General features: G+C 67.5%; 14 protein-coding genes and 2 pseudogenes. 11 read left to right on the top strand and 5 right to left on the bottom strand.

The features are described from left to right. The first annotated feature begins 17 nt into the window (after nt 1–17). The 3 genes from OR16_RS12195 to OR16_RS12185 all read left to right on the top strand — a co-directional run bounded on the left by OR16_RS12195 (nt 18) and on the right by OR16_RS12185 (nt 3,326). Nucleotides 18–932 (top strand): DUF72 domain-containing protein, encoded by a 915-nt coding sequence (locus OR16_RS12195; protein ID WP_006158269.1) that lies wholly within the window; start codon nt 18–20, stop codon nt 930–932. Nucleotides 933–991: 59 nt separating this feature from the next. Continuing rightward, nucleotides 992–2,413, top strand: a complete 1,422-nt coding sequence (dbpA, locus tag OR16_RS12190) for an ATP-dependent RNA helicase DbpA (protein WP_006158268.1) — start codon at nt 992–994, stop codon at nt 2,411–2,413. A 64-nt stretch (nt 2,414–2,477) separates the two neighbouring features. Beyond that, nucleotides 2,478–3,326 (top strand): PA4780 family RIO1-like protein kinase, encoded by an 849-nt coding sequence (locus OR16_RS12185; RefSeq protein WP_006158267.1) that lies wholly within the window; start codon nt 2,478–2,480, stop codon nt 3,324–3,326. Nucleotides 3,327–3,358: 32 nt separating this feature from the next. Here the strand turns inward: OR16_RS12185 and OR16_RS39640 are convergent, their stop codons facing one another. Next, nucleotides 3,359–3,925 (bottom strand): acyloxyacyl hydrolase, encoded by a 567-nt coding sequence (locus OR16_RS39640; RefSeq protein ID WP_006158266.1) that lies wholly within the window; start codon nt 3,923–3,925, stop codon nt 3,359–3,361. A 188-nt stretch (nt 3,926–4,113) separates the two neighbouring features. Next, nucleotides 4,114–5,259, bottom strand: a complete 1,146-nt coding sequence (locus OR16_RS12175; RefSeq protein ID WP_006158265.1) for a DUF2855 family protein — start codon at nt 5,257–5,259, stop codon at nt 4,114–4,116. 37 nt (nt 5,260–5,296) lie between these two features. Here OR16_RS12175 and OR16_RS12170 point away from each other — a divergent pair, with 37 nt between their 5' ends. After that, entirely contained in the window at nt 5,297–5,998 is a 702-nt protein-coding gene (locus OR16_RS12170) for a TetR/AcrR family transcriptional regulator (protein WP_006158264.1), read from the top strand. On the opposite strand, the gene OR16_RS45640 is transcribed toward OR16_RS12170, so the two are convergent. Continuing rightward, on the bottom strand, nt 5,973–6,365 hold the full coding sequence (locus OR16_RS45640) for a CDGSH iron-sulfur domain-containing protein (RefSeq protein WP_006158263.1): 393 nt from the start codon (nt 6,363–6,365) through the stop codon (nt 5,973–5,975). The genes OR16_RS12170 and OR16_RS45640 overlap by 26 nt on opposite strands. A gap of 401 nt (nt 6,366–6,766) precedes the next feature. Between OR16_RS45640 and OR16_RS12160 the strand changes: the two genes are divergently transcribed. The 3 genes from OR16_RS12160 to OR16_RS12150 all read left to right on the top strand — a co-directional run bounded on the left by OR16_RS12160 (nt 6,767) and on the right by OR16_RS12150 (nt 9,996). Then, nucleotides 6,767–7,210 (top strand): CBS domain-containing protein, encoded by a 444-nt coding sequence (locus OR16_RS12160; protein ID WP_006158262.1) that lies wholly within the window; start codon nt 6,767–6,769, stop codon nt 7,208–7,210. Between the two features lie 579 nt (nt 7,211–7,789). Next, entirely contained in the window at nt 7,790–9,280 is a 1,491-nt protein-coding gene (locus tag OR16_RS12155) for an MDR family MFS transporter (protein WP_006158261.1), read from the top strand. 77 nt (nt 9,281–9,357) lie between these two features. Next, on the top strand, nt 9,358–9,996 hold the full coding sequence (locus OR16_RS12150) for a glutathione peroxidase (protein WP_006158260.1): 639 nt from the start codon (nt 9,358–9,360) through the stop codon (nt 9,994–9,996). Nucleotides 9,997–10,031: 35 nt separating this feature from the next. On the opposite strand, the pseudogene OR16_RS12145 reads toward OR16_RS12150, so the two are convergent. Further along, nucleotides 10,032–11,268 (bottom strand): annotated as a pseudogene (locus OR16_RS12145) (MFS transporter). A gap of 166 nt (nt 11,269–11,434) precedes the next feature. Between OR16_RS12145 and OR16_RS45635 the strand changes: the two are divergent. The 3 genes and pseudogenes from OR16_RS45635 to OR16_RS12140 all read left to right on the top strand — a co-directional run. Further along, a pseudogene (locus OR16_RS45635) lies at nt 11,435–12,013 on the top strand (LysR family transcriptional regulator); the annotation flags it as partial. 22 nt (nt 12,014–12,035) lie between these two features. Next, nucleotides 12,036–12,389 (top strand): substrate-binding domain-containing protein, encoded by a 354-nt coding sequence (locus OR16_RS45630; protein ID WP_237717037.1) that lies wholly within the window; start codon nt 12,036–12,038, stop codon nt 12,387–12,389. A gap of 62 nt (nt 12,390–12,451) precedes the next feature. Beyond that, nucleotides 12,452–13,243, top strand: coding sequence for an MBL fold metallo-hydrolase (locus tag OR16_RS12140; protein WP_043419458.1), 792 nt, complete (start codon nt 12,452–12,454; stop codon nt 13,241–13,243). Nucleotides 13,244–13,300: 57 nt separating this feature from the next. On the opposite strand, the gene gstA is transcribed toward OR16_RS12140, so the two are convergent. Beyond that, on the bottom strand, nt 13,301–13,927 hold the full coding sequence (gene gstA, locus OR16_RS12135; RefSeq protein ID WP_006158257.1) for a glutathione transferase GstA: 627 nt from the start codon (nt 13,925–13,927) through the stop codon (nt 13,301–13,303). Nucleotides 13,928–14,062: 135 nt separating this feature from the next. Here gstA and OR16_RS12130 point away from each other — a divergent pair, with 135 nt between their 5' ends. Next, nucleotides 14,063–14,974: a LysR family transcriptional regulator gene (locus OR16_RS12130; protein ID WP_006158256.1), complete on the top strand. Its 912-nt coding sequence runs from the start codon at nt 14,063–14,065 to the stop codon at nt 14,972–14,974. Nucleotides 14,975–14,983 lie beyond the last annotated feature (9 nt).

Here is a 14,983-nt window from a genome sequence, read left to right as displayed (position 1 = left end):
GGACAGGAAGCGAACGCATGGCTGAAGCAAGTACCAAGAGCACAACCACCAAGAGCACAACCCAGTCAACCGAATCAACCCAATCAACGACATCCCACAAGGCGCCCATCGCCCGCGTTGGCATCGGCGGATGGAACTTCGCCCCCTGGCGCGACAACTTCTATCCCGCCGGATTGACGCAGAGCCGGGAGCTGGAATATGCCAGCCGCCAGCTCACCGCCATCGAGATCAACAGCACCTACCACGGCACCCAGAAGCGCACCTCGTTTGCCAAATGGCGCGACGAGACGCCGGATGGCTTCGTGTTCTCGCTCAAGGCGTCGCGCTTTGCCACCAACCGCCGCGTGCTGGCGGAGTCCGGCGAATCCATCGGGCGCTTTCTCGACAGCGGCATCGCCGAGCTGGGCGACAAGCTCGGCCCCATCGTCTGGCAGTTCGCGCCCACCAAGCTGTTCGACCCGGAAGACTTCGAAGCCTTCCTGGCGCTGCTGCCGGCATCGGTCGAAGGCCGCAAGCTGCGCCATGTGCTCGACGTGCGCAACGAGAGCTTCATGACGCCGGACTATCTCAAGCTCGCGCGCAAGTACAAGGCCGCCACGGTCTTCACGGACTCGGACAAGTTTCCGTCCTTCGCGGATCTCACGGCGGATTTTGTCTATGCGCGGCTGATGCGCAGCGCCGAGACACTGAAGAGCGGGTACGCGCCCAAGGCGCTGGATGCGTGGGGCGAGCGCGTGCAGGCCTGGGCGGCGGGCGGGCGGCCGGAGGATCTGCCGCAAGTGGATGTCAGCGCACCTGCAAAGCGCAAGCGTGAAGTATTCGTGTTCTTTATCAACGGCGCCAAGGAGCGCGCGCCGGCGGCGGCGCAAGCGCTCCTGGCGCGGCTGAGCTGGCAGGCGCCGCCCTGGGATGCCGGCGCCAAGGGTAAATAGACGACGGGAGACGGCAAATAGACGACAGAAGAGGGGCAGCCAGCCCGGTATAATCCGGCATGACCTCAAGCCCTACCCAATCCGCAGCGCCCGCCGCTGCCGGCGCCTCTTTCTCCAAACTGCCCCTTTCGCCCGCTACGCTGGCGACGCTGGAGCAGCTCGGCTACCAGACCATGACCCCGATCCAGGCGGCCAGCCTGCCGGTCGCGCTGGCCGGGCAGGACCTGATCGCGCAGGCCAAGACGGGCAGCGGCAAGACCGCGGCCTTCGCGCTGGCGCTGCTGAACCGGCTGGACGCGCGCCGTTTCGACGTGCAGGCGCTGGTGCTGTGCCCCACGCGCGAGCTGGCCGAGCAGGTCACGCAGGAAATCCGCCGCCTGGCGCGCGCGGAAGAAAACATCAAGATCCTGACGCTGTGCGGCGGCTCGCCGATGCGCCCCCAGGCCGATAGCCTGGCGCATGGCGCACATATCGCCGTGGGCACGCCCGGCCGCATCATGGATCACCTGGAGCGCGGCACGCTGAACCTGGAGGCGCTCAACACGCTGGTGCTGGACGAAGCCGACCGCATGCTCGACATGGGCTTCTTCGACGACATCGCCTATGTGGCGAGCCATTGCCCCAAGGAGCGCCAGACGCTGCTGTTCTCGGCCACCTACCCCGAAGGCATCGCCAAGCTCAGCCAGCAGTTCCTGCGCAAGCCGCGCGAGATCAAGCTGGAAGAGCAGCACGACGACAGCAAGATCCGCCAGCGCTTCTACGAGGTGGCCGACAGCGACCGCCTGAACGCGGTGGGCCTGCTGCTCAATCATTTCCGCCCGGTCAGCACGCTGGCCTTCTGCAACACCAAGGCGCGATGCCGCGACCTGGTCGACCTGCTGCGCGCGCAGGGCTTCGAAGCCCTGGCGCTGCATGGCGAGCTGGACCAGCGCGAGCGCGACCAGGTGCTGGTGCAGTTCTCCAACCGCAGCTGCTCCGTGCTGGTGGCGACCGACGTGGCCGCGCGCGGGCTGGACATCGCCCAGCTGGAAGCGGTGATCAACGTCGACGTCACGCCCGACCCCGAGGTCTACGTCCACCGTATCGGCCGCACCGGCCGCGCGGACGAGGATGGCTGGGCGCTCAGCCTGGCGAGCATGAACGAGATGGGCCGCGTGGGCAATATCGAGCAGGCCATGGGCGCCGAGATGGAATGGCAGCCCCTGTCCGAGCTGACCCCGGCCAGCAACGAGCGCTTGCTGCCGCCCATGGTCACGCTGCAGATCCTTGGCGGGCGCAAGGAAAAAATGCGCCCCGGCGATATCCTCGGCGCGCTCACCGGCGACGCGGGCTACGCCAAGCACCAGATCGGCAAGATCAACGTGATGGACATGTCCACCTACGTGGCGGTCGAGCGTTCGATCGGGCGCGAGGCGATGCGCAAGCTGAATGACGGGACGGTGAAAGGCAAGCGCGTGAAAGTGCGCATGCTGACGGAATAACGGTGCCGGCGATGCTGTTGTACCCGCGCGGGCCGCGCTTGCCCGGCTTGGCGGGGGTGTGCCGATGAAAACGCCAAAGCGGCTGCAGCCGCTGGTCGAGGACGGCCTGGTCGATGAGGTGCTGCGCCAGCTGATGAGCGGCAAGGAAGCCACCGTCTACGTCGTGCGCTGCGCAGGCGAGATCCGTTGCGCCAAGGTCTACAAGGATGCCGCGCAACGCAGCTTCCGCCAGGCTTCGACGTACCAGGAAGGGCGCAAGGTCAAGAACAGCCGGCAGGCGCGCGCCATGGAAAAGGGCACGCGCTACGGGCGCAAGGTGGCCGAGGAAGCGTGGCACAACGCGGAAGTGGATGCGTTGTACCGCCTCGCCGCGGCAGGCGTGCGGGTGCCCACGCCGCACCTGTGCTTCGAGGGCGTGCTGCTGATGGAACTGGTGGTGGATGCCGAGGGCAATGCCGCGCCGCGCTTGAACGACGTGGCGCTGAGCCCGGAGCAGGCGGTGGCATTCCACGACGCGCTGATCGAGCAGGTGATCCTGATGCTGTGTGCCGGCGTGGTGCACGGCGACTTGTCCGAATTCAACATCCTGGTCGATGCCGACGGTCCCGTCATCATCGACCTGCCGCAGGCGGTGGATGCCGCCGGCAACAGCGAAGCCAGCGCCATGCTGGAGCGCGATGTGGATAACCTCGCGTTCTACTTCGGGCAGTTCGCGCCGGCGCTCAACGGCACGCAGTATGGCAAGGAAATCTGGGCGCTTTACCAGGCCGGCCTGCTGCATCCCGGCGTGAAGCTGACCGGCCAGGTCGCCGTGGACGACACCCCGGTGGATGTGGAAGCCGTGCTGGCGGAAGTGGAAGACGTGCGCCTGGACGAAGAGGCGCGCCAGCGGTACCTGCAGAGCGCGGAGTAAGGCGGCGGCGCGGCGGCGCGGCGGCGCCGCGCTCAGAACTGCATCGAGTACTGTACGAGCAGGAAATTGATGCCGGGGTTGGGCCGCTTGATCCTGCCGTTGGAGTAGTGCTGCAGGCGCAGCGCGAGCTCGGAGTGCACGGCATCGTCAAAGCGGTAGCCGATGGCGATGCGGTCGCCGAACTGGAACGCCGTGGAGAACACGGTCGTATCGGAGATGCGGGTGCGCGAGAGCAGGTGGGCGCCGATGGCGAGATCCACGAAGGCTGTCGCGTTGCCCCCACCCTGCAAGCGAAAGATGGGCGTCAGGCCAATATCGCCCATTGCGCCGCTGCTGCCGCCATGCGGATCCCAGGCGCCGGCGGAAATCTCCAGCCCCAGGCGCAGCCTGACCGATCGCGTGGCACTGTCCCACAGGTCCTGGCGCAGGTCCCAGCGCAGCTCCAGGCGGGCGAGGTTGGCCTCCGGCGCGATGCCAAGCGAGACGCCGGCGCGAATGGGTTCGAACCAGCCAGCGTCGGTGATCGGCGGCGGGTTGGCCTGCGCGTAGGTACAGGCGCCGTGCAGTGCAAGGGCGCCAGCAAGCCAGGAGACGCGCATCGTGAGGTCCTCGCAACGGACTGCAGGGCTCTCGGGCAACGGGTGGCTGCCCGGCTCTTCGCTGAAGCATACACACTGGCAGCCAGGCCCGCCGGGTTTTCGTTCGCGCGGAATCCGGCGCGGCCACTCGCGTGCCAGCCCGGCCGCGTACTGGCAGGAACAGGCATGCGGCGCTCAACCGAGCCGGACTACATACCCCGCTTTCGCTCGCTCCCGCCTGCCACCAGGCTCGCGATCCTCTCCTGGGCGGCGCCGAAGCCCTGCTCTTCGACCAGCGTCAGCCAGCCGTTTGCCGGCGTCTTCACGTAATCGATAAATGCGCGCTGTGCTGCGTTGAAGCGCTGGTTCACGCCTTCGGGCCCCCAGTCGGCATTGCGCTTGCGGATCTGCACCGGCGCGAAATAGAACTCGGGCTTGGGCCCGGGCAAGCCGGTATCGCGCAGGAAGCCCGTGTTCTGCGCCGAGCCGGCAAAGCAGTCGTACACCAGCGCGCTGCCAAAGTGATGGTGCACGCGTGCGCGCAGCGCTTCGTCGCCGGAGAAGTCCACGTAGAGCGTGGGCACGTCGGTGCCAAGCGTTTCCAGCCCGTCGTAGCTGACCACTTCCTCGTAGCAGCCGAGGCCTTGGACAAAGGCGCGGTTGCGCTCCGAGGTAATGGCGGCCAGCGCGATGCCGGGGATGTCGCGCAGGCAGAAGGCGGTGCCATAGGCGGTCTTGCTGGAGGCGCTGGACACTACCAGCCGGGTCGTGCCGAAGAAGCGGTTGTCTTCGAGGAAGTCGGCCAGCATGAATGACGTGATGAACAGCGGCCGGTACAGGATCTGGTAGTTCTCCAGCTCGGGCGCGTAGGCGGCGTCGTTGGTCACGCGGGTGTACTGGTTGTAGGCGGAGGTCAGGGAGCGGCGGTGCGCCATGGCATCGTAGAAGCCGCGCCCGGTCACGCGCTCGGGCTGCATGCGGATATGGCTGGCGATGGGGAAATAGCCGTAGAAGCGCTCTCCCACCGCCACGCCGGGCACCTGGGAGTCCACCACGTCGGCAAAGCCCCACACCGGCATATGGCCCCATTCCTGTTGCCCGGTGGGAAAGAATTGCCAGTAGTTCATGGCGTCGCCAAAGGCGGCGTAGGTGACGTTGTTGGTGGTGAGCGCGAAGCGGTCGATCTTCAGCAGGACTTCGCCGGGGGCGGCATCGGTGCGTTCCTGGCGCGCTTCCAGCCGGCTTTCGTTTAGGGCATGCTTGCGTGTCAGCAGGCGGGTGACGGTGAGCGATTGTTCCGCTTTGTCGCCGCGGCCACTATGGTCGCTATGGCCGCTATGCGCCGTGTGTTCCATGTTGTCTCCTTTCTTACCGTCGAGGTCGATGCCACCAATGTATCGCCGCAAGCCGGCCGCCGGGTTCGGAAACGCGGGTGCCGCGGCAGAACCGGCGCAGCTGCCGGCCAGGCCGCTGAAACGCCCGTCGCAGCGACGCGCGCGCTTTACCGTGGACGCCATTTACGAGGCCTTTGTTCGGATATGGCGGGCGCGCGGCTGGGACGGCGTGACCACGCGCGCGGTGGCGCTGGAGGCCGGATGCTCCGTAGGCACCCTCTACGAATACTTCCCCAACAAGGAGGCCCTGCTCTCTGGCTATGTGCGGCACACCATCGAGCTGCTGCTGGCGCGCATCGAGGCCGAGGTGGCGAGCGCGCCCGGGCTGGACTGGCGCACGCGCGTCCAGCGCCTGGTCCGGCTGACCTGCGGCGCCGACGATGCCACGCTGGAGGGCTTCGCACACGAGATGCTCGTGCTGGAGGCGCGCATCGCCGAGGACAAGCATCACCGCCGCGTGTTCGATGAGCTGTACGCGGCCTGGCAGCGGGCGCTGGCGGCGTGCCCGGACCTGCCGGGCGCGCCGGATGCCGCTGCGGTGCGAAGCCTGCTGGAGGCGGTCTGGGGCGCGCGCCGCTATCGCCTGTTGCTGCGGGCCGCCGAACCTTCGCGGGCGGCATGGGTGGCGCAGATGGAGCGGCTCTGCCTGTTGGCGCTGGGATCGGCGCCGCTGCCTAGGGATCCTGCGGTTCGCTCCTGAAGCCCACCTTCTTGTGCGTGCCGTCGCAGAACGGCTTGTTGCCCGACTGGCCGCAGCGGCAAAACCAGGCCTCGGTCATGCGGGCGATGGTCCTGCCCGTGCCGCTGATCACTTCAAGATTGCCCTTGACGCGCAGCGGTCCATTGGGGATGGGATGGATATCGAGGGGGCCGTCGCGCTGCGCCAGCGCCTCCGATGCCACGGTGGCGGCCTCGCCGCTGGCGACAAAGCCCGTGCTAGCGTGGCTGCTGTCACACAGGGGCTTGTTGCCTGATGCGCCGCAGCGGCACAGGGTCAGGCGAAATCCGGCGGGCTGGCCATCGATGGTGATGGCGGCGCGCACGGCCAGCGGGCCGTTCTCGAGCACGCGTACGACATTGACCAGGGGCGCCGCCTCGCCGGGCGAGCCGTCGACGTTCTGGTAGCGGATGGCGCCTGATGGACAGTTGTGTGCAATCTCCGCGATTTCAGCACGATGACGCGCTTCCCGGCAACGGACTCGATGGCCATGGCTGGCCCTCCTGCGCAGTGCGCGCCCGTTGGCGCGCTTACCTCCCTTTATAGCGCTTGCCGGCGGGTTTGCGCAGTGCTTTTCGGCGGCTTCGACTTTTTACAAAGATTCGTGTGCGTCACCCTGTAAGGCGTGCGCGGGGGATGCTAATCTGAAGGCAATTGGCAGCGGTGCGGTGCGCAGGTGCCCTGCCAGGCGCTCCCGCCGTCGCGCGCGGGTCGTGTTGCAATCCGTTGGGATCGAACAAGGAGTGGGTGATGAAAACCGCACGGCAGGTTCTTGAGTCCAAACCAACTCAGGCCATCTACAGCATTCCCCCTGGCGCTACGGTCTATGCCGCGCTGCAGTTGATGGCGGAGAAAGGCATCGGCGCGCTGCTGGTCATCGAGCGCGGCGATATCGTCGGCATCCTGAGCGAGCGGGACTATGCGCGCAAGGTGATCCTGATGTCGCGCACGTCGCGGGAGACCTTCGTGCGCGACATCATGACTTCTGCGGTGATCTATGTGCGCGGCGATCAGAGCACCGACGAGTGCATGGCATTGATGACGCAGCACCGCATGCGGCACTTGCCAGTGATGGATGGCGATCAGTTGATCGGCATGTTGTCGATCGGCGACCTGGTGAAGGATATTATTTCCGAGCAGCGCTTCATCATCGAGCAACTGGAGCATTACATTACCGGGACCAGCCATCGCTGAGGGCTTGGGCCGGTCAAGTTGTAGATGTCAATGCTGTGGCCCTGGCGGCGTCAGGGCCACAGCGGGCAAGCTCGCTGGAACGGGTACGCCCTGATCTCATCCCGCGATCGCCTCGGCCGCGCCTGCCGCAAAAAATACACAAACATCCCTCGCAGGCCGCTTTTCCCGGGTTGCCCTCCCAATAGCAGCAAGAAGCGCGGAGTTGCGGCCACGTTCGGTCGACATCCCCATCTCTGGCGCCTTCGCAAACCAAGTTGGCGCCGCACTCCATATTTGGTATCCGCATATAATTATGCATTCACTGAATTAGGTCCGCCCGGGCCGCGCAGGGGCTTCCGCCATCTCGTGGCAGTTCCCGAATCGCGCAGCACTGGGTACGCGTCCAATCGGTTGATTCCAATTTTGTGGCCATGTTCCCCGATGTAGGCCGACAAACGAGGTGGTTTGTCGGCGCTTTGGCGCAACGTTGGTTGCTCATGACTACGCGCCCTGCTGCCCCCGATGTCTTCCTCCGCTTCTGCTTCTTCTGCTTCTTCTGCTTCTGCTGCTGCCACCCCTGCCCTGAGCCACCAGGCCATCATGCGAGTGATCGGCGGGATCGTCCTTTGCATCTTGCTGAGCGCGCTGGACCAGACCGTGGTGATTCCGGCGGTGCCGGCGATCGCCAATGACCTGAATGGGTTTGGCCATCTGTCGTGGATCGTGACGGCCTACCTGATCACCTCCACCGTTTCCACGCCCTTGTACGGCAAGTTGTCCGATACCTACGGACGGCGCCGGCTGCTGATGCTGGCGATCGCGCTGTTCATCCTGGCTTCGGTGGCCTGCGCGATGGCGGCCACGCTGGAGCAGCTGATCCTGTTCCGCGCGCTGCAAGGCATTGGCGGTGGTGGCTTGATGTCGCTGGCGCAGGCGGCGATCGCAGATGTGGTGGCGCCGCGCCAGCGTGGGCGTTACCAGGGTTACCTGGCGACCGTGTGGGCGGTGGCTTCCATTGCCGGCCCGCTGGTGGGTGGCTGGACGTCGGATCATCTGTCGTGGCGCTGGCTGTTCTGGATCAATGTGCCGCTGGGGCTGCTGGCCATGTTCATGTGCTATCGGGGCTTGAGCCAGTTGCAGGTGCGTGGCGGCTCGGCGCGGGTGGACTGGGGCGGCGCCTTGCTGCTGACGGTGTCCATCGTGGCGTTCCTGCTGGCAATGAGCTGGGGCGGCGATGTCTATGACTGGATCTCGCCGCAAATCGCTGGCCTGGCGCTGCTGGCCGTGGTGGCGGTGGCCGCGCTGGTCTGGCAGGAGCGCCGTGCGGGCGACCCGATGCTGCCGCCGCGGTTGTTCCTGAACCGCGCTTATGTATTGGGCGTGGCGGCGTCCGCGCTGGCGGCGCTGAATATCTTCTTGTGCATCTTCGCGCTGCCGTTGCATTTCCAGCTGGTGCGCGGGGCCGATGCTTCGGAATCGGGCTTGCTGGTGGTGCCGTTCCTGCTCGCCACGGTGGCGGGCAACTTCATCGTGGCCGGCCTCGCGCCGCGCCTGGGGCGGATGCGCGGCATCCTGACCGGTGGCTTCATCGTGGCGGCGCTGGGCTTGCTGGCGCTTGTGGTGATTTCGCCGTCCACGCCGCTGGTGCTGGTGTTGCTGGCGATGACGCTGGCCGGCGTGGGCCTGGGCATGACCATGGTCGGTACCCTGATGACGGTGCAGAACGTGCTGGAGCGCCGCGATACCGGCGCCGGCACGGGCGCGCTGCTGGTGCTGCGCTCGCTCGGCAGCGCCTTTGGCGGCGCGCTGGCCGGCACCTTGCTGACGCTGGAATTCCGCAACGCCCTGCACGCTTCGGGCGTGACGCAGGCGCTGGACCTGGGCGCGCTGCGCCACGGCAGCGAGGCCCTGGCCCAGCTCTCGCCCGCGGTGCGGGACGTGCTGACGGGCGGCGTGGAGTCGGGCTTCCGGCTGATTTTTGCCGTGGGCACCGTCGCCGCGCTGCTGGCGCTGGCGATCGTGCGCCGCATGCCGGACGCGGAGCTGCGCAGCAGCGTGACCGAGCACGCGGCCACGCTGGCCATGGAGTAAGCGGGCAGGGGGCTAGCGCATCCATTTCACGCCCAACGGCGTAAACTAGGGACAGACCATCTCCGGAGCCTCCTTTCATGCGCAGCCTTCCCGAACAGCGCTCACGCGCCTTGCAACGCATCGCCTTGTCCGGCGCGTTGGTCCTGGCCGCCGCCGCAGCTGTCGTCGCCACGCCGCGCGCGGCGCAAGCTGCCGATACCCCGGCAGCCACCGCCGCAACGCCGGCCGGCGCCTGCCCGGCCTCGCTCAACTTCAAGTTCCCCCGCCTGCAGGACGAAGCGCCGCAAAACCTCTGCCAGTACGCCGGCAAGGTCGTGGTAGTGGTCAATACCGCCAGCTATTGCGGCTTTACCCCGCAATACGAAGGGCTGGAGGCGCTGTACGCCAAGTACCGCGAACGCGGGCTGGTGGTGCTGGGCTTCCCGTCGAACGACTTTTCGCAGGAGCCGGGGTCTTCCAAGGAGATCGCCGACTTTTGCTACAACACCTATGGCGTGAAATTCCCGATGCTGGGCAAGTCGCACGTGCGCGGCAGCGATGTCAATCCCATGTACGCGCTGCTGGCCAAGCAGTCCGGCACCACGCCCAAGTGGAATTTCTACAAATACGTGATCGACCGCAATGGCCAGGTGGTGGGCAGCTATAACAGCATGACCAAGCCCGACGACAAGCAGTTCGTCAGCAAGATCGAGCAACTGCTGGATGGCGCGCGCTAAGCCGCCAGGCCACTAGGTCACCAGGCCATCGGGCGCTAAGCCGCCATCGGCACCGCACGGCTTCGCAGCATGAGGCCGTGCGCCATCAGGTTGAGCGCGGCAAAGCCGAGCCCGGCCAGGCACACCGCCTGCCAGCCGCCAAGCGCCCAGGCGGCGCCGCCCGCCAGCGCGCCCGCCGCGCCACCGACGAAGAAGATCCCCACGAACAAGCCGTTGAGGCGCCCGCGCGCGGCCGCGTCCAGCAGGTTGATCTCGCGCCGGCCGAAGGTCTGGTCGGCGGTCACGCCGGCATCCAGCACCATGGCGGCGATCGCCAGCAGGCCAATCGCCGGCGTGCGGTGCGCTTCGGCCGCAAAGCCGAACCAGCCACCGGCAGCCGCGCCGGCCAGCAACAACGCAGCCAGCACGGCCAGTTGCGATACCACGGTGCCGGCACGGCCATGGCCCTGATCGCCCAGGCGGCCGGCCACTGGCGCCGCCACCGCGCCTGCCGCGCCGGCCAGCGCGAACAGCGCCACGCCGTGGCTGCCTAGCGCGAACGGCGGCTGCGCCAGCCGCAGGGCCACCGCGGTCCAGAAGGCGCTGAAGGCGGCCATCGACAGCGCCGCGGTCAAGGCATGCCGGCGCAGCACCGGCTGGCTGCGCAGCAATTGCCACATCGAGGCGATCAGGCTGGCATAACGATGGCCGCCGGCCGGCCTGCGGCTTGGCAGCCAGCGCAGCAGCACGGCTGCCAGCAAGGCGTCCAGCCCCGCCAGCACGGCGTAGCAGCCCCGCCATCCGCCCGCGCCGGCCAGCAGGCTGGCCAGCGGGCGCGACAGCAGGATGCCCAGCATCAGTCCGCTCATCACATTGCCCACCGCGCGCCCGCGCCGCTCTGGCGGTGCCATCAGCGCGGCCAGCGGCACCAGCATCTGGATCGCGCAGGTGCCTGCGCCAGCGGCAAATACCGCCAGGAAGAAGACCGTGCCCGACCAGGCCGCTGCCGCCGCCGCCAGCATGGCCGCGCACACCAGCCAGCAGCAGGCCCGTGGCATAGCCAAGCTGCGGCAGCATTGCCACTAGCCCGCGCCAGGCGGGCGGCAGGCCGAGCGCGGCGCTGACGGGGCCGGTCAGTGGCTGCGCGGCGAACAGGTTGATCACCATCACCCCGACGGCGGCGGCAAAGCCCAGCGTCAGTGTGCCGGTCAGCTCGGGCATGCCGGGCGTGCCAGGCGTGCTCGGCGTGATGCGCGGCGACGCTTTGTTCAAGGTGGAAGCGGGGCAAGACATGTGGGCTCCTGTTGTGCCTGGCCGGCGGGCAAGGTTGAGTCGCCAATGCTAGGATTGCGTTGTCTATGCGGCAATTGAAAGATTGGGATAATCTTTATGCGGGTTTGTTTGCTTCGCCCTTTGCCGCCCACCTGGCCAGCCTGCGGGAGCCCCAAGAGGAAACGCCATGAACACCCGCGACATCGAAGCCTTTATCGCCGTGGTGGAAGCCGGCTCGATGGTGCGCGCCGCCACCCGCCTGCACCTGACCCAGCCCGGCCTGACCCGCCGCGTGCAGAGCCTGGAAGCGCTGATCGGCGTGGCCTTGCTGGACCGCCAGGCCAAGCCGCTGCGCCCGACGGCCGCCGGGCAGGAAGTCTACGAGCTGGGCAAGCGCGTGCTGCACGCCACCGACGATCTGATGTCGCGCGCGGCGCGTGGCGCGGAGGTGGTGGGTGAGTTGCGGCTCGGCGTGCCGCCGTTCCTGTCCGAGATGGCGCTGGACCGCCCTATCGACCAGTTGCGCGAGCAGTTTCCCAAGCTGACCGTGCGCGTGACCGCAGCCTGGTCGCCGGGCCTGCTGGAGCAGGCGGAAAGCGGCAAGATCGATGTGGCTGCCGTGCTGCTGCCCGATGGCGTGGCGCCGCCGGCCGCGCTGACCGCGCGCGAACTGGGCCGCTACACCACACTGGTGGTGGCCGCGCGCGGGCTGGCGTTCCCGCCCAAGGGCGCGAGCCTGGGGGACCTGGCGGCGCACCCCTGGGGTGCTCAACCAGGATGGCTGCGGCATGCGCTCGGCGCTGCGCCACGCGCTGGACGCCGAGCACCTGCCCTTCAACGTCGCCGTGGAAGCATTCGGCGCCGAGTTGCAGCTCTCGCTAGTGGCGCGCGGCATCGGCATCGGCGTGGTCACGCCGGAGGTGCTGGCAGGCAGCGCGCACCGCGCTGCGGTGCAGGTGGTGCCGGTGCGCAATTTTCGCGCGGGGCTCACCGCGTGGCTGCTGCATGCGCCGCTGCCGCGCAGGCTGGGCGCGCCGCTGGAGTTGCTGTTCAACGCGCTGCGGGAGGACATTGCCGCAACGGCGGCCGCGTCCGGCGTGGCCGCGCCCATGGCATCGGCGCACGATTCGATGGCTTCTTGACCGGCGTCAAGCCGCCGGGGCGCGGCCATCGCTACTTTCGCCGCTTTGGGGAGAGACAGACAATGGCCATCACGCTATACGACGCCGGCGGGCATACCTGCCTGCTGTTTTCGGACCTGGTCGAGGAGGAGCACGGCGAGGTGGTGCAGACCAACCAGTTCCTGATCGTCGATGCCGGCCACGGCGCGCTGATCGATCCTGGCGGGCACATGACCTACGGCGAACTGTACCTCGCCATCAGCCGCTACTTTCCGCCCAAGCAGCTCGACTACGTGCTGGCCTCGCACGCCGATCCGGACATCGTGGCCTCGGTCGGGCGCTGGCTGACCGCCTCCGATAGCCGCATCCTGATCTCGCGCGTCTGGGCGCGGTTCCTGCCGCATTTTTGCCAGGCCGGCAAGACGCAAGGGCGCATCGTCACCATCCCCGATGCCGGCATGCCGATCGCGCTGGGCAACTGCACGTTGCTGGCGGTGCCGGCGCATTTCCTGCACTCGGAGGGCAACTTCCAGTTCTACGATCCCATCAGCAAGATCCTGTTCTCCGGCGACCTGGGCGCTGCCATGACCAGCGCGCAGGAAGCGGGCGCGGTGGTGAGCGATTTTGCCGCGCACACCCACGCCATGCTGCCCTTCCACCAGCGCTACATGAGCGGCAACCGCGCGTGCCGGCTGTGGGCCAATATGGCGCGCGGGCTGGATATCGAGTGGATCGTGCCGCAGCACGGCCCGTCGTTTCGCGGCAAGGCGATGGTGGCGCAGTTCATCGACTGGGTATCCACGCTGGAATGCGGGCTGGACCTGCTGAGCCAGGACAACTACAGGCTGCCGCCTTTGACCACGGCGGCAGCCTGAGCCGCGCCATCGATTGCGCTATCAATTGCGCCATCAATTGCGCCATCAATCGCGCCATCAATCGCGCGCCAGCCCCTCGGCCACCAGCGCCTCATGCACCTTCGGCCGCGCGGCCACGCGCGACAGGTAGGCCTGCAGCGCGGGGTAAGCGTTGAGCGGCATGTGCAGCATATTGGCCCAGTTGGCAACGGCGAAGCAGTAGGCGTCGGCTACGGTGAACTGTGTGCCGCACAGGTAGTCACGCGTGCCCAGGTGCCGGTCCAGCTCGGCGAAGCGCAGGGCCACCTTGGCCTGGCAATCCTCGCGTGTGCTCTGCGCGGTTTCCTTGTGCCACAGCCACGGGCTGAAGACCTTGTGCAGCTCGGTGGAAACCAGCGTCAGCCAGCCCACCGCTTCCAGGCGTGCCTTGGTGCCAGCCGCCGGCAGCAGCGCCGTGCCCGGGGCAAGGTCCGCCACGTACTGCAGCAGCGACGCGGCTTCGGTGTGGCGCGAGCCATCGTCCAGTTGCAGCATCGGCACGTAGCCGCGCGGGCTCACCGCGTAGAAGTCGTCGCTGCCGTGTTCCGGCTCGGCCAGCTTGTGCCTGGCCAGGTCGACCTTGGCGAGCGTGAACGGCAGGCCGGCTTCGCGCAGTGCGATATGGACGGCCAGGGAGCAAGCGCCAGGGGAGTAGTAGAGCTTCATCGGGTTGTCCTCGCTGTTTTGGGTTCGGGTTTTCAGGGTTTGCCGCCACGCCTTGTGGTGGCAGTCCCGGCAGTCTAGGATTGCAGCTGTGCAATCGCAACGCGCGTTGGCGCAAATCATGACTGCAAATTTGCAATGAACATGCCATACCAGCTTTCCTCTCCCGATCTGGATGTGGTGCTGGCACTCGTGCGCGGCACCACGTTGGCCGAGGCCGGGCGCCGGCTCGGGCTAGATGCTTCCACCGTGTTCCGCGCGCTGCAGCGCATCGAGAAAGGGCTGGGGCGGCGCCTGTTCGAGCGCAGCCGCGCGGGCTACCTGCCAACCGAGCTCGCGCAGCAGTTCGCGCAACATGCCGAACGTATCGAGGCCGAGCTGGAGGGGGCGCGCGCGCATGCCTCGGTGTCGGCTGGCACGGTGTCGGGCCTGGTGCGCATCACCACCACCGATACCGTGCTGCACGGCATGGTGCTGCCGGCGCTGGCGCCGCTCGGGCGCCAGCATCCCGGGCTGAGCTTCGAGCTGATCGCCACCAATGAGCTGGTCAGCCTGACCCGGCGCGACGCCGACATCGCCGTGCGCGCCACGCGCCATCCGCCCGATCACCTGATCGGCAAGCGCCTCGGCGCCCTGCGCGTGGGGGTGTTCGCGGCGCGGGAGCTGGTGGAGGCGGCCGGCATCGCGATCCCCGCGCACGGCGGCGCCGTGGATCTTGCCGCGCTAGCCACCTTGCCCTGGATCGCGCCGGATGAGGCCATGCCTGATCACCCGTCGGTGCGCTGGCGGCGCAAGCACCTGCCGCGCGTGGCGCCGCAGTACCGCGTCAACAGCATCGCCGGCGTGCTGGAAGGCGTCGAGGCGGGGCTCGGCGCGGGCATCGTGTCGCTGATGATCGGGCAGCGCAGCGGCAAGCTGGTGGCCCTGACCGGCACGCTGGACGAGTGCGACACCGACCTGTGGCTGCTGACGCATCCCGAGTCGCGGCATTTGCGGCGCATCGCCACCGTGGTCAGCCACCTGGCGGCGCATGTCAGGCTGGATGAATAGGCGCGCCCG

Origin of the sequence: Cupriavidus basilensis OR16 (genome assembly GCF_000243095.1) — a bacterium.
Classification (GTDB): Bacteria; Pseudomonadota; Gammaproteobacteria; order Burkholderiales; family Burkholderiaceae; genus Cupriavidus; species Cupriavidus basilensis_D.
This window is presented reverse-complemented; position numbering and strand designations above follow the sequence as displayed.

What these genes read in the sequence shown, in the direction of transcription:
- OR16_RS12150 (WP_006158260.1), top strand. Translation starts at nt 9,358, where the DNA reads ATGCGCAGCCTTCCCGAACAGCGCTCACGCGCCTTGCAACGCATCGCC.
- OR16_RS12160 (WP_006158262.1), top strand. Translation starts at nt 6,767, where the DNA reads ATGAAAACCGCACGGCAGGTTCTTGAGTCCAAACCAACTCAGGCCATC.
- dbpA (WP_006158268.1), top strand. Translation starts at nt 992, where the DNA reads ATGACCTCAAGCCCTACCCAATCCGCAGCGCCCGCCGCTGCCGGCGCC.
- OR16_RS12195 (WP_006158269.1), top strand. Translation starts at nt 18, where the DNA reads ATGGCTGAAGCAAGTACCAAGAGCACAACCACCAAGAGCACAACCCAG.
- OR16_RS45630 (WP_237717037.1), top strand. Translation starts at nt 12,036, where the DNA reads ATGCGCTCGGCGCTGCGCCACGCGCTGGACGCCGAGCACCTGCCCTTC.
- OR16_RS12140 (WP_043419458.1), top strand. Translation starts at nt 12,452, where the DNA reads ATGGCCATCACGCTATACGACGCCGGCGGGCATACCTGCCTGCTGTTT.
- OR16_RS12175 (WP_006158265.1), bottom strand. Translation starts at nt 5,259, where the DNA reads ATGGAACACACGGCGCATAGCGGCCATAGCGACCATAGTGGCCGCGGC.
- gstA (WP_006158257.1), bottom strand. Translation starts at nt 13,927, where the DNA reads ATGAAGCTCTACTACTCCCCTGGCGCTTGCTCCCTGGCCGTCCATATC.
- OR16_RS39640 (WP_006158266.1), bottom strand. Translation starts at nt 3,925, where the DNA reads ATGCGCGTCTCCTGGCTTGCTGGCGCCCTTGCACTGCACGGCGCCTGT.
- OR16_RS12155 (WP_006158261.1), top strand. Translation starts at nt 7,790, where the DNA reads ATGCGAGTGATCGGCGGGATCGTCCTTTGCATCTTGCTGAGCGCGCTG.
- OR16_RS12185 (WP_006158267.1), top strand. Translation starts at nt 2,478, where the DNA reads ATGAAAACGCCAAAGCGGCTGCAGCCGCTGGTCGAGGACGGCCTGGTC.
- OR16_RS12170 (WP_006158264.1), top strand. Translation starts at nt 5,297, where the DNA reads ATGTATCGCCGCAAGCCGGCCGCCGGGTTCGGAAACGCGGGTGCCGCG.
- OR16_RS12130 (WP_006158256.1), top strand. Translation starts at nt 14,063, where the DNA reads ATGAACATGCCATACCAGCTTTCCTCTCCCGATCTGGATGTGGTGCTG.